This window comes from Bacillus sp. CGMCC 1.60114 (genome assembly GCF_042676365.1).
GTDB lineage: Bacteria > Bacillota > Bacilli > Bacillales > Bacillaceae_G > Bacillus_A > Bacillus_A rhizoplanae_A.
The window spans coordinates 25,977-39,325 of record NZ_JBHTHG010000105.1 but is presented as its reverse complement, the minus strand read 5'-3'; the positions used below and the strand labels follow the sequence as shown (position 1 = coordinate 39,325).

Genomic DNA, 13,349 nt, shown 5'->3' with positions numbered 1-13,349 from the left:
GCCCCTCCATTCCTACTAATAAGTAAAAACTTAGATAAGTATAAAAATAGAACGGTTTATTTGTCAATATTTTTAGAAAATTTAGATAAATATTTATACATTTTTTCTTGTCTTCACCCTTAAAAACAAACAGAAGAGTAAGCTCTATATTACTCTTCCGTTTGGGTATTATATTCATCTCGCAAAATAGCATACATTTTTGTATCTCGATATGTCCCTTTCACAAACATATCTTTTCGAAACGTTCTCTCATATTGCATTCCTAAGCGTTTCATCACTTGTTCTGATTGAACATTACTAGCATGACACCTTGCTTCAATACGGTTTAACTGTAATGTTTCAAATCCATAACATATGAATGCTTTCGCTGCTTCCGTCGCAAATCCTTGTCTCCAATAGTTTTTCGATAATGCATATGCCAATTCTGCCTTATGATGATTCTTGTCATATTCGATAAAACCACACGTTCCAATCATTTTCTTTCCCTTTTTCAGCTCTATTCCGTAAGCTGCAACTTCTTCTTTTTCATATTGATGTAGGATTGATTGAATGAATATTTGTGAATCCTGTAGTTTTTCATGTGGATACCATACCGTATAGGTTGTGATTTCTGGATCTGAAGCATATTCAAATACATCAGCAGCATCTTCTATTCTTAACGGTCTTAAACGCAATCGTTCTGTAGTGAGTGTTGGATATTTTTCCGCAATATTTTTATATTCCATTTACTTCATTTCCCCCCCACATCACTACCTAAAGTGCTGTATAATTACTCCTTTACCATCTGCAACTTCGATTTCTGCAAATGCTCCGTTTATAAATGTAATTTGCGGAGGCATATGGCCACAGTCTATATCATAAATAATTGGAATTTGAAGTTCATTAGTAAGTTCTTTATATATATCTTCAACAGTATAACCATTGACTGGATGGTTTGCAGCACTCCGACCAAATAAGATACCTGAACAATTATCAAACCAACCTGCTAATTTCATTTGAACCAATGAACGTCGCAAATCAGTCGTAGTTAATTCGCAGTTTTCAAAATACCAAATGAAAGAATCGTCATTCAAATGTTCCTTTCTAAACTCTTGCACTCTACCAAACGGAGTGCCAATGAGATGTCTAATAACATCGATACACCCACCTAGCAATCGACCTGCAATTTTCGCATTTTTATTCGAAATTGTTTTCCAATTTGTATCTTCTGTTAAATGAAAAACACACGGAGATGGATTATTATGCTGCCATTTCTTTTGAAATTTCTCTGAGGAGTATTGGATAATTGAAGAACCTGTTTCCGTTGATAAAACAGTTTGCCACATCGCTGTTGTATCATCGGAGTATTCACCTCTTACATCTACGAAATTTGTTCCGTGAGCAGTCGCTATTCCTGTGTTTAAAGTTATTGCTAATAATAAAGTACTTGTGTCCGAGTACCCTAGTATCCATTTCTTGTTTATCTTTTCAAAATCAATTTCTTCTAGTATTTCAATTAATAGTTCACCACCCCAAGGAGGAATGATCATATCAATGTTTTCATCTTGCATCATTTCTATAAATTCATTTGCTCTCTTTTTCGCACTAGAAGACTTAGCTTTCTCTTGTGTCCAAACTGTTTCTCCGCAAATAACTGTATAGCCTTTTCCTTCCATACTTTCACAAGACTGTTTAAACATATTATGCAGTGCTACATCTACCCCAGACGAAGGTGCTGTTACACCAATCGTTGCCCCTTTTTGTAAAAACGGATATTTTATCATACGTATTTCCCCATTCTCTTCTATATATATAAATTTATATTCGTTGAACTACCCCGAAACCCCTTCATTTCAAACAATCGAAATCGTGTTTAATCATTATTGCTTACTCTTAAAACAGACTATTCATATACTTAATTTAAAATAATAGACAGTCATGGGTGTAATAGATTCCATATACAATGAAATGTCAATAGCAACGCCTAAAAATTAAAAAGGAAGTAGGAGAAATATGTCGTATTAAGTACATAGTGAAAAAAATCTCTAATGATCGGGAAAGGTGAATAGATACAAATATGAAACATGTTACGAATGTAGAGTTAGCCAAAGTGATATGGAATGAAAATTGCTTATACAAAGGCAATTTGGACGAAAAGAGGCTAACTCACTAGACTGTGAGTTAGCCTCTTTTCTTTGTATAAACTTATTACTTAATTGGTTTTTCTAATACATATAAATCTTCTTCTAAATTTGTAAGTTTATCTGCGACAAGCTTTCTAGCGTCTCTTATCGCTTGATTATAAATATGCGGTCCTAGTTCTTTTATCATTTCTTCAATTAACCTCTCTGCTTGAAAACGCCCAATCTCTTCTAGCCCTTCTTCTTCAAAAAACTGTTGAATATGTTCTACAAGTGCTTCTTTTTTCTCATTTGGTAATTTCATAAATATCATGCTATAAATCTCCTTTTTCATTATTAGATAGAATGTTGCGCAATTCTACCATTGAAAAACGCGTTCCAGGACACGTTTTCGTTACCCCGTCTAACTCACGATGACCAAGAACCCGATCACTATCCAAAGAAAACTGACGCATTAACTGTTCGCATAACCAATGCAAAGAAATCATTTGTACTGGCGTTGGATCATAGGTGTCAAAATTTCCAGATATACAAATTCCTATACTCTCAGTATTATATCCTTTCGCATGAGCCCCTATATACAATCCCCTGCCCTCGTAAATCGTGCCATCTTCTTCAATAAAGTAATTATATCCTATTCCGCTCCACCCTCGTTTATTTTGATGAAAATTATGTGTCTTATATATATCCCACCCATTTTCTGCTGTATGATGAACAATAATTTGTATAACAGTTTGCAACGGTTGCAGAGGATCGTGAAATGATAAATTTGCTTTTTGAATACGCATAGTCTCACCCTTTACAGACGAATAATGATTGCTGTTTTATCATCTGGACGAACAAACTGTTTTGCTTCTAATTCCTCTATTATTTGTACGTACTGTGTAATACCATGTTCCCATACAAATTGTGCACTTTTTTCTAACGGCCATTCTCGATGAAACAAGCCATCTGAACAAATAAATAAATCTGTAATCTCTTGCCGTAAAAGTTTCCCTTTCTGAATAAACAAGACTACTTCACTCATCCCATTTGCAACAGAATAGCCATTAGGAATATTTGCCATATAACGATTGTAGCTTAATTGCGACTTTCTATCATCAAATATTGCTTCACTCGGAACAAAAAGTCCTTTTTTGCGGTCTTCTTCACGCTTTTTCTTTGCCCGTTTACTAATTCCTTTCACAGTGTCTTTCGTAAGTACTTGAACTGTTCCATCACAAAATTTAGCAACAATCATACAATCTCCAAGCTGCGCATACTCTATTGTTTTATTTGTTATATGAATAGCAGCAATACACGTACACCAAAGTTGATCTTTTTTTGTTGTATCAATATGATAGGATTGCATTTTTTCTTGCAACAACTGATTTGCTTTAGCAACTTCATTTTGCAATGAATCCACACCTGAAATAGATTCAAAGTATTGCTGAAACAAATGCGAAGCTAAGTATGCTCCGTTATGCCCATTCTCATCTTGAAACTCAATAAGCGGCGTCGCCCCATCACACACACCATATAACTTTAAATCTTCATTACAAATCAGTGCATCTTCACATTCTCCTTTCAACGGACTTTTTTGCTGAAACACTTGAATCTTCATACTTATCCTCTCCCCTTTTTAAGAGCAGAAATCGCTTCCATTTTTCGAACTAATCTAATTTCCCTAAATAAACTGTTTTCCCTCAAATCTTACAAACTCATATATAATTTTGAATTAATATGAGTTTGTATATAAAGCATTTTTAGTGAAGGACGGGAAAGATATGTATCGATTACTTGGAGTGATTTTAGGTTCTTTAGTTGTAGCACTTTCTTTTAATCTTTTCCTTATCCCCCACAAGATTTTAAGCAGTGGGATTAGTGGAATTGCAATTATCATTGGAATCTTAACCCCATTTAATACTGGAATAGTAAACTTTTTACTGAACTTACCTATTCTTATTTTAGGGTATATTGGACTTGGAAAACGATTTATCGGTTACACAATCGTATCAGTTATCACACTTTCGGCAGCTTTATACGCTATTCCTGTGCATGCAGTGGCAACCGATGCGCTACTTTCTTCGTTATTTGGCGGTGTAATTGCCGGGGCGGGTATTGGACTTGTTTTCAACTGCTATGGTTCAACAGGCGGGTTTGATGTTATCGGTATGTTACTTTCACGTAAAAAAGATATTCAGCTTGGTGGATTCTTAATTGCACTTAATACTATTGTAATCATTATTTCTGGATTTTTCTTCGATTGGGATACTGCCTTAAACAGTTTATTATCTATTTTTGTTACAGGAAAAGTAATTGATGCGGTTCACACAAAACACCGAAAAATCACTCTAATGATTGTAACAAGTCACGCAGAAAAAATGAAAGAAAAGCTCCTCTCAAGTCTTGTGCGCGGGATTACCTTACTCGACGGAGAAGGTGCATACTCAAATGAGAAAAAACATGTATTAATGACCGTGATTTCTCGAGAAGAACTAACTGGAATGAAAGCTATAATTTCTGAAGTTGATCCGCAAGCGTTTGTAAACATTACAGAAACAGTGGAAGTATTAGGGTTATTTAGAAGAGGTTAAAAGCGAGATGGGATATTATCCATCTCGCTTTTTTACAACACTTTTCGTTCCATAAATTCAATACGGTTTCCAAATGGATCTAATACATAAAATCTTGTAACATCAGGGCGTGCTGTATCGGCTATAACAGAAACCCCTTTTTGCGTTAAATCATCTTGAAAATGTTCAATGTGTTGAACAAAAAAAGCAGGGTGAGCTTTTTTTGCAGGAGAAAAATTTTGTTCTACACCAATATGAATTTCTTGATTTCCGCATCGAAACCAACAGCCTCCTCGCTTTTTTAGTTCTTCTGGTTTTGGAATTTCTTCTAATCCAAGTATGTCTCCATAAAACGTGCGTGCTTTTTCTTCACATCCTGCTGGTGCTGCTAATTGTACATGATCAATCCCTTGAATCTTAAACGTCATAATAATCCCTCCCTTTATTATCCTTATTATATCAAAGGGGGGGTTATAAATAACTTACATACTTATTATGAAGATGTATAAGAAAAACGAAAGAACCTCTTATATTTTCAGTTATAAAATGAATCTATCAATAGAACGATTACAGGTAATTATTCCTTGCCTATCTTCTTTGTTTTCTCAGAATCTTAAAGAGAAAGACTTACTAACCGTTTTCAGAAAATAAAACTTATAATTTAGAAATATATATTAGAAATTGACTATTCATACTTAGCATGTCTATACTCTTAAAGGATATGACATTAGTAATGTTATATATTTAAAATAAAACATATAAAATAGTATATCAGCTATCTAAAATCATCATATAAATACAGAATTTATATCCGGGGGAATAATGAATGCGAGGGAAACGGTTTACGTCTTTTAAAAAAAGTATACATCCAAAAAGACGCGCTACTATTACAAAAAATAAAATGACAGAATGTATAAATGAAACAGAGCATTGCACATCTCTTTTCAAACATAATCCCGATGGTATCTTATCTGTCGATTTACAAGGTAATATATTATGTGCCAATCCTGCAGCAGAAAGAATGCTAGGATATACAGCTAAAGAATTTAAAAAGATGACAATCTATTCTTTCATTACTCCACAACATACAGAACAAAATTTACAAATCTTAAAAAATATAATGAATGAAAAACATCAAGATTATAAATTATCTATGATACATAAAAATGGTTATCCTGTCGAAGTAATTTTGAAGAGTTCTCCAATTGTTGCGGATCATAAGATAATCGGAACATATATAATAATGAAAGATATCATGAAGATAAAACAACTAAAAGAAGATGTTACATTAACAAAGCAACAACTGGACTCACTTCTAAAAAATACAGTAGATGCCATTGTTGTTCTTGATTTAAAACTTCGAGTAATGAAAGCAAATAAAGCTTTTGAAAATCTTTTTGGCTGGACTGAACAAGAAATGCTCGGAGAAACAATACCCACTATCCCAGACTTTTCAAAAGAGAAATACAACAAAATCTATCAAGAACTTGCTAACAACAAACTTTTCACATCACAAGAAACACTTAGACAGCACAAAAATGGGAATTTAATTAATGTAAGTAATTTTATCTCTCCTATTGTAAATACGTACGGAGAAGTGGTAGCATTCGTAAGTAGTTTAAGAGACATTACAGAGCGTAAAAAAATGGAACACGCATTAAAAGAGAGTGAAAAACGTTTACGGACTCTTATAAATGCAATGCCAGCGTTTATCCTTTTGAAAGATGCAGAAGGAAGATGGCTTGAAGCAAATGATTATGCTATTTCAAGTTTAAATTTTGAAAATGTGCCCTACCGCGGTAAAAAAGATAGTGAGTTAATCCAATATAATGAACTATATCGTAACTCCTTCTTATACTGTGAAAAATCTGATGAATTTGCATGGGAGAAAAAAGAGAGCATACGTGGTGAAGAAATTATTATGCATTCTAATTCCACTCCTCTTATTCTCGATATTATAAAAGTACCTCTTTTTCATCTTGATGGTTCCCGAAAAGGAATCGTCATTATGGGACAGGATGTTACAGATTTGAAGAAAACAGAAGAACTATTGAGAAAATCTGAAAAACTAGCAGTTGTTGGGCAACTAACGGCTGGAATTGCCCATGAAATACGAAACCCATTAACTTCTTTAAAGGGATTTTTGAAATTGTTAGAACCCGATATTATTGAAAAGAACAAATGGTATGTTGATGTCATGTTAAGTGAAATTACTCAAATGGAATCGATTACAAATCAGTTTATGGCAATGTCTAAGCCACAAGCTATATCTATAAAATCCTGTCAAATTCAAACGTTAATTGAAGAAGTAGTAACATTTATTTTACCAACAGCAATCATGCATAATACACATATCAACATGGATCACGACTCTGTTTTGCCAGCAATTCCTTGTGATGGAAATCAGCTCAAACAAGTATTCATCAATATCTTAAAAAACGCGATAGAAGCAATGCCTCACGGAGGTACTATTTTCATTCGAACAATACAGATAGAAAATCATTCTATATTAATCAGCATTACGGATGAAGGCTGCGGAATTCCACAAGATCGCATTTCACGTTTAGGTGAACCTTTCTATAGTTTAAAAGAAAAAGGAACTGGATTAGGTTTAATGATGTGTTATAAGATCATTGAAGAACATAACGGAAAATTACAAATTACAAGTGAATTAAACAAGGGAACAACTGTAGATATTCGGTTACCTATCATTTCAGAAACAAAAATTAAATAAAGTGTAACTTCCATCAATGAAGGTTCCTCATCCCCCACCTATCTTTTCACTTTACCCGAATCTTGAGGTGGGGGATTACTGCCCAAAAGTAATGGGATAAACAAGAAAAGAAAACAGGATCGATACTTTCCTGTTTTCTTTTCTTTCATTAAATAATATTTCATTACACTTGTATGATGATTAACGCAACCCTACGAAAGCACAAGCACGATTATAGCTATACACAATGCATGAAACAAAAGAATTCCATAACCATAAAATAACGTGAACAATAATACTAGTTAGACTGCCAATTAATGCGCTTCCTATAATATCTGATGGATAATGCTGCCCGCTCCAAATACGCGAGAACCCTGTTAAAAACGCCAATAGCCACATAAACCACCCCAATAAACGTTTATAAAAAAGGATAGAAGTTGCAACAGCAAATGAGAGCATCGTATGTTTACTCGGAAATGAAGAATTCATTCTTGATGGAATTGGAGGTAATATATGCGCATTATGATTCAAAAAAGGACGAGCTCTAAAATAGAATTGTTTTATAAAAAAATTAATAAGTAACGTTATACCTGCAGAGAATGTTGCCTGTATCGTAATTTTTTTATAAAACCTGTTACGAAACCACATTAGAATTAATAAAAGAGCATACACATAGCGCGCTTTTTGAGAAATCATTATCATAATGCCATTTACAGACGGATAACGACCAACCAATCGATTAATGGCTCTAAATATTTTATAGTCCATAAAAATGTCTCCTTCAGTTTCACTTCAAATGGTATTCTTAGTATTTCTATATACAAAGGAACTATGCATTACTCTCTAAACGAAAATATATTATTAAAATATAAAGAAATAAAAAGAGCCAATGTTCAAAATCCCATTAAAATGAAACTTTGCATTAGCTCTGCCAATAATTCAGGTTAGGAATAAAATATTATTGATACAAACGTTAATAGGGGTAGCACCACATGCCCATCAAGCTAAGATTTTTAATTATCCCCATAACGAAAATTTTATTTATTATTGACTACTGATAATGAGACTTATGTAAATTAAACGAAAAGGTTCGGAAAAGTTCCGTGCCTTTTTATTATTTCTTCCTCCAGTTGTCATTTAATCCTTGACTTAGAGTTAAGTCTAAGTAGTAGCATGTAAAGAAAGGAGGAAATGAAAATGTATAGTATATCAGAAGTGGCTATAAAAACAGGATTCACGGCTCATACTTTGCGCTATTATGAAAAGATTGGTCTATTGTCTTCTCCATTAAGAAAAGGTGGGAAAAGAAGATATACAGAAGGTGAAATTAGATTACTTAAATTCATGAAAATGTTAAAGCAAACAGGGATGTCTTTAGAAGATATCCAAGAATTTTTAAAGGATGGATGTCTTCTAGAAAATATTGATTCTACTGACATCCAGTTAAAAAAGATTCAAATCCGAGTAGATATTTTAAAGAAACACCTACTCCTTTTAGAAGAGCAGAAACAAGAGATTGAAACGGTTATGAATGTGGCGAAGGTGAAATTAGAGACATATGAAACGATGATTGGAGGCTTAAAAGGTGAAGAGTAAGATATATCTTATGTTAATAGGTTTTGCTGTATTTACAGGGGCTACTTTCAACCTAGCTAAGTATTCTGTTCACTATTTCTCAGCTGCGAGTGCTGCAGCATGGCGATTTGGTATAGCTGCATTGGTTATGGTACTTATCTTGGGATTTCAAAAACAAATAAAGATAAGAATCATTAAGACTCATTGGAAAATGTATATCTTACTTGGTATTATAGGCATCTTTGGATTCAACACTTTTTTCTTTTTAGGGATGAAGTATACTTCGCCTTTAAATGGGGCATTGATTATGGGAACTAATCCTTTAGTAACTGCACTTTTTGCATATTTTATTTTAAAAAATCCGATTACAAAACAGCAAATGCTTGGCATGGCTTTTGCTTTAGTAGGTGTTATATTGGTGCTTACTCAAGGTTCATTAGAAATTATTCGAACTTTATCTATTTCTAAAGGTGATTTACTTATCTTAGCAGGGAATATATGTTGGGCTTTATACGGTGTATTAGGAAGAAAATATTTAAATGGTAGTTCTTCAATGGAGACAACCACCTATACGATGGTAATTGGGTCTCTTTGCCTTACGATACTAACGGTCTTTTTACCAAGTCCTCAACCTTTATCTTACGTTACGCTCTCAGCTTGGGGTGCTATTTTATTCATGGCTCTATTTACGAGTGTATTAGGCTACCTTTGGTGGAATAAAGGTATGGCTACTATTGGTGCAAGTAACACGTCTTTATTTTTCAACTTAGTTCCAGTAGTCACAATGATTCTTTCTATGATAACTGGTTCTACTATTTCATTACCTCAAATAGTAGGTACATGTTTAGTTATTTTAGGAGTTCTAACAGCTTCTGGCTTCATGCGTTTGAAAAGAAAACAAAAAGTTTCAGCTTCATTATAAGAATGAATTTAGATAAATATTATATAGGGATACCGTTACATTTCTATAAAGCTCATAAAACAAAATTTCCCCTAAAATGAAAAAATGCGCTATTTTTTCTGTAGAATCATAGGAAAGGATGGCGTTTTATATGAATCTATCGATTTCTGATGAACTACAATTATTTTCCGAGGAGTTACAACGACATATGTCACCTCATGCTTTAGAACAATTGGCTAGGGATATAGGATTTGTTCAACGAAGAAGTAAACATCGAGCACAAGATTTAGTAGCTCTGTGTGTTTGGTTAAACCAAAATGTAGCTCGTTTTTCATTGACGCAATTATGTAGTAGATTAGAAGCTAGCACTGGTATTTCTATGAGTCCAGAGGGACTCAATCAACGTTTTAACCTTCAGGCTGTTCAGTTTTTACAACAACTCTTAGCACATTTACTTCATCAACAATTTTGTTCTTCTAGCAAGATTCCAACTTTGTATACAAACTATTTTCGGCGTATTCGTGTATTGGATTCTACACATTTTCAGATTCCAGATAAATTTACTTCTATATACCAAGGTTCAGGTGGGAGTGGTCAAAATGCTGGTGTGAAAATTCAACTAGAGTATGATCGATCCACTAAGTGGTCAGTTTCTACATGTTCATGTGGGATCAGGAAAGCACAATGATAAAACGTATGGTTCTACTTGTTTAACGTCCCTTCAACCGAACGATGTATGTATATGTGACTTAGGATACTTCGACTTAAAAGACTTACATACTATAGAAGAGTGTAATGCTTATTTTATTTCAAGATTAAAGCTCAATACACGTATATATCAAAAGAATAATGAGCCTGAATACTTTAAAAAAGCACTCTGAGTATATCCAATTAGATATGGAGCAATTCATTGACCAATTACAGTCCAGTGAAACATATGAAATTCCTGAGATTTATATTGGAATGTATCAAAAGCTTCCGGCAAGACTAATTCTGTATAAATTAACTGAAACGCAAATGAAACGTAGACAAAAGGATTTAGCATCTAAAGAACATAAGAAGCAAATTACCTATAAAGAACGTAGTAAACGGCTTAGTGCGATTAACTTTTACATTACAAATATCCCTTCGGAATACCTACAAAAAGAACAAGTATACGATTTTTACTCTTTACGGTGGCAAATTGAACTTTTATTTAAAACATGGAAATCACTTTTTCGTATTCATCACTGTAATTCTGTAAAATTAGAACGATTAGAGTGTCATTTATACGGACAGTTAATTAGTATCCTCCTTTGTTCCTCCACTATGTTTCAAATGCGCCAACTACTCCTTGCCAAGAAGAAACGAGAGTTGAGTGAATATAAAGCGATTTATATCATCAAAGATTATTTTCCACTTCTTTATCAAGCTTTACAAAAAGAAACCCAAGAGATATCAAAGATACTACTGCGTTTGTTTAACCTTCTACAGAGAAATGGGCGAAAATCCCATAGGTATGAGAAGAAAACAGTCTTTGATATCTTAGGCGTCGTATACAACTTTTCTATGTCTCACAATCATGTAGCGTAATCCAAAAAATTGAAACCCAATAGGGTTTGTTTGGTATGCAAATCTTTAATGAACTTACACTAAATCTTTAGAAAACAGAAAAAATCTCACATGAAATTAAACTTATATAATCTTAGCTTGATGGGCATGCGTCAGGACCCCAATTAAAGGTATTGAAACCATTCATGCCCTATATAAACAAAGGCGAAGTCTTCAAAGAGACTCCGCCTTTTCAACGTACAATGAACTTCAACAATTACTAGCTACTTCCTAAACATTGTTCTTCATTTACCAACCTGTTTATGCTTTTTTCAAACTTTGCAACAGAACCTTTTAATGCGTGTCCCATTTTCAGAGTTCACTTCACTAAATGACAGAGCTTTTTGTCTATCCTAATAAGATAATCAAGCCACTTTTACGAACATAACCTCTTTAAGTGTTAATTACCGCATATCTTGTTCTGTTCGCTGAAAAAAAAGCTACGTACTTCATTAACAGTCAGGCCCATTCTCTTGGCATCGAGAATTAATTCTTGCCATTCTAAATCAATAAAATCCGGTTCTTGCTCTTGATCTTTAACTTTTTTTTCAACCTGATTTTCCATCTAATCCCCCGTTTGCACCGGTAGCCCAGCCATCATAATGAAAATATCATGTTTATCACCTTAGATCTGGAGCTTTGCGTCCTTATCTTTCGATAAGTTTGCCTTTATCAATCATATACCTTCTGTTTATCTTTACATAACTACTTGTTGATATTATATAAAGAACCTAAACTTATGCACAATAGAAAAATAGGAAAAAAAAAACTATTTTTCTATTTTAAGCAATTTCATAAAAATACTTAAACGGATGTAGAAAATACTTATTATTTGTTTTCTTTTTCAGTTTTTTTTAACTCCAAAAACGCTTTAAATTCTTCTTTCGAAATACCAGCCTTCTGTAATTCCTCAAGTAACAAAATCCAATCCTTATCCAATTTTATGTTCTTCACCTGTATCCTCCGGAAATTTTAATTCATATCATAAGATATTTTACCAGATTAACATCCCTACAATATAGAAATATATCAGTTCAACTTAATTTCTCGGGTTCTAGTGCAAAATAACTAACTTGTTATCAATTATCTTTAGTTCAAATCTTTTCATTCTTCATCCCTTGGCATAATATTTCACTATCTACACATATTACAAACAGGCTAGACCACAGCCTATTTCCCCTTTGGGATGAGCAGTTAGCTTTTGCTAGCTGCTTTTTGTTTTACCAATATTTACATAGATATATTTTTCAGAAAATTCGATATATTACAAATAAGCCTTCATGTGGCAGTTATACCATCTCCCTAGCTAGTCGAAGTTAGGGAGTTTTGACTTTTCGATAAAAATGAAATTTTTGTTTAGTTTCATCCCCCAATAATCCAGCCTATTAAAATACCAAGTACTAGGAACGACTAGATACAACAGCCCATAACGCTATCCATTCCATATTCAATTTCTCCCCTGTGACTAAATGAAGTATTTATTAATACCTTCGAATTTTTTCTAATAATTAACATATGGTATTTTATTTCCGTTTTTGGTAATATAAAGATATTTCTTAGGGTTTCCATATTTCTCTGTTAGGACCTGTAGCGTACCTCAGGTCCTAATTATTTTTTCACAAAATAGTTGTTTGATAAGAAAGCGAGATGGAATAGTTGAGTAAATACAATAATTTATATGTTTCACTTAAAAGTATTGATGATCAAGTAATATTGTTTAGTCAAGAAAATTTCAGTACAATACTTGATCATTTGAATAAAGATAAATTTATTATGCTTTTTGAATGTGTTGATGAATTGTACCTTCCTTGTGCAATAAATACAGATGACGTTGTAAGTGTTTTCCAAGTAGAAAAGTAGAATAGTTGCGATAGGTAAGACTTGGTTTTGGTTTA

General features: G+C 33.3%; 12 protein-coding genes, 4 pseudogenes and 1 riboswitch. Of the genes and pseudogenes, 7 read left to right on the top strand and 9 right to left on the bottom strand.

The genetic code is table 11. From position 1 onward, the window contains the following. Positions 1-149 precede the first annotated feature (149 nt). The 5 genes from ACFQZ1_RS14810 to ACFQZ1_RS14790 form a co-directional block, all read right to left on the bottom strand. On the bottom strand, positions 150-725 hold the full coding sequence (locus ACFQZ1_RS14810; RefSeq protein WP_377882941.1) for a GNAT family N-acetyltransferase: 576 nt from the start codon (positions 723-725) through the stop codon (positions 150-152). Between the two features lie 24 nt (positions 726-749). Then, on the bottom strand, positions 750-1,763 hold the full coding sequence (locus ACFQZ1_RS14805) for a S66 family peptidase (RefSeq protein ID WP_377882940.1): 1,014 nt from the start codon (positions 1,761-1,763) through the stop codon (positions 750-752). A 424-nt stretch (positions 1,764-2,187) separates the two neighbouring features. After that, positions 2,188-2,433, bottom strand: coding sequence for a DUF2164 domain-containing protein (locus ACFQZ1_RS14800; RefSeq protein WP_377882939.1), 246 nt, complete (start codon positions 2,431-2,433; stop codon positions 2,188-2,190). A gap of 1 nt (position 2,434) precedes the next feature. Then, complete coding sequence (locus tag ACFQZ1_RS14795) at positions 2,435-2,908, bottom strand: peptidoglycan recognition protein family protein (RefSeq protein WP_377882938.1); 474 nt, start codon at positions 2,906-2,908, stop codon at positions 2,435-2,437. An 11-nt stretch (positions 2,909-2,919) separates the two neighbouring features. Further along, positions 2,920-3,723, bottom strand: coding sequence for a protein phosphatase 2C domain-containing protein (locus ACFQZ1_RS14790; protein WP_377882937.1), 804 nt, complete (start codon positions 3,721-3,723; stop codon positions 2,920-2,922). A gap of 163 nt (positions 3,724-3,886) precedes the next feature. Between ACFQZ1_RS14790 and ACFQZ1_RS14785 the strand changes: the two genes are divergently transcribed. Next, the gene (locus tag ACFQZ1_RS14785) at positions 3,887-4,696 is read left to right on the top strand and encodes a YitT family protein (RefSeq protein ID WP_377882935.1); all 810 of its coding nucleotides are present in this window, start codon (positions 3,887-3,889) and stop codon (positions 4,694-4,696) included. Between the two features lie 32 nt (positions 4,697-4,728). Here ACFQZ1_RS14785 and ACFQZ1_RS14780 read toward each other — a convergent pair whose 3' ends face one another. After that, on the bottom strand, positions 4,729-5,103 hold the full coding sequence (locus ACFQZ1_RS14780) for a VOC family protein (RefSeq protein WP_377882934.1): 375 nt from the start codon (positions 5,101-5,103) through the stop codon (positions 4,729-4,731). Between the two features lie 398 nt (positions 5,104-5,501). Here ACFQZ1_RS14780 and ACFQZ1_RS14775 point away from each other — a divergent pair. Further along, positions 5,502-5,942 (top strand): annotated as a pseudogene (locus ACFQZ1_RS14775) (PAS domain S-box protein); the annotation flags it as partial. A 42-nt stretch (positions 5,943-5,984) separates the two neighbouring features. Further along, positions 5,985-7,409, top strand: a pseudogene (locus ACFQZ1_RS14770) (PAS domain-containing sensor histidine kinase); the annotation flags it as partial. A gap of 180 nt (positions 7,410-7,589) precedes the next feature. Here the strand turns inward: ACFQZ1_RS14770 and ACFQZ1_RS14765 are convergent. Next, entirely contained in the window at positions 7,590-8,156 is a 567-nt protein-coding gene (locus tag ACFQZ1_RS14765; protein WP_377882933.1) for an undecaprenyl-diphosphatase, read from the bottom strand. 429 nt (positions 8,157-8,585) lie between these two features. On the opposite strand from ACFQZ1_RS14765, the gene ACFQZ1_RS14760 reads away from it, so the two are divergent. From ACFQZ1_RS14760 to ACFQZ1_RS14745, 4 genes and pseudogenes are all read left to right on the top strand, one after another. After that, the gene (locus ACFQZ1_RS14760) at positions 8,586-8,984 is read left to right on the top strand and encodes a MerR family transcriptional regulator (protein ID WP_377882932.1); all 399 of its coding nucleotides are present in this window, start codon (positions 8,586-8,588) and stop codon (positions 8,982-8,984) included. Then, positions 8,974-9,885 (top strand): DMT family transporter, encoded by a 912-nt coding sequence (locus tag ACFQZ1_RS14755; protein WP_377882931.1) that lies wholly within the window; start codon positions 8,974-8,976, stop codon positions 9,883-9,885. The genes ACFQZ1_RS14760 and ACFQZ1_RS14755 overlap by 11 nt, the downstream gene beginning before the upstream one ends. 130 nt (positions 9,886-10,015) lie before the next feature. Continuing rightward, positions 10,016-11,436: pseudogene (locus tag ACFQZ1_RS14750) on the top strand (IS4 family transposase). A 142-nt stretch (positions 11,437-11,578) separates the two neighbouring features. Next, positions 11,579-11,689, top strand: a pseudogene (locus ACFQZ1_RS14745) (IS6 family transposase); the annotation flags it as partial. 165 nt (positions 11,690-11,854) lie between these two features. Here the strand turns inward: ACFQZ1_RS14745 and ACFQZ1_RS14740 are convergent. Together ACFQZ1_RS14740 and ACFQZ1_RS14735 are read right to left on the bottom strand one after the other, a co-directional pair. Next, positions 11,855-12,019: an anti-repressor SinI family protein gene (locus ACFQZ1_RS14740; RefSeq protein ID WP_377882930.1), complete on the bottom strand. Its 165-nt coding sequence runs from the start codon at positions 12,017-12,019 to the stop codon at positions 11,855-11,857. A gap of 16 nt (positions 12,020-12,035) precedes the next feature. Further along, positions 12,036-12,132, bottom strand: a riboswitch (cyclic di-GMP riboswitch). 150 nt (positions 12,133-12,282) lie between these two features. Continuing rightward, a complete protein-coding gene (locus ACFQZ1_RS14735; RefSeq protein WP_377882929.1) occupies positions 12,283-12,408 on the bottom strand; it encodes a hypothetical protein in 126 nt (41 codons plus the stop codon). Positions 12,409-13,349: the final 941 nt, after the last annotated feature.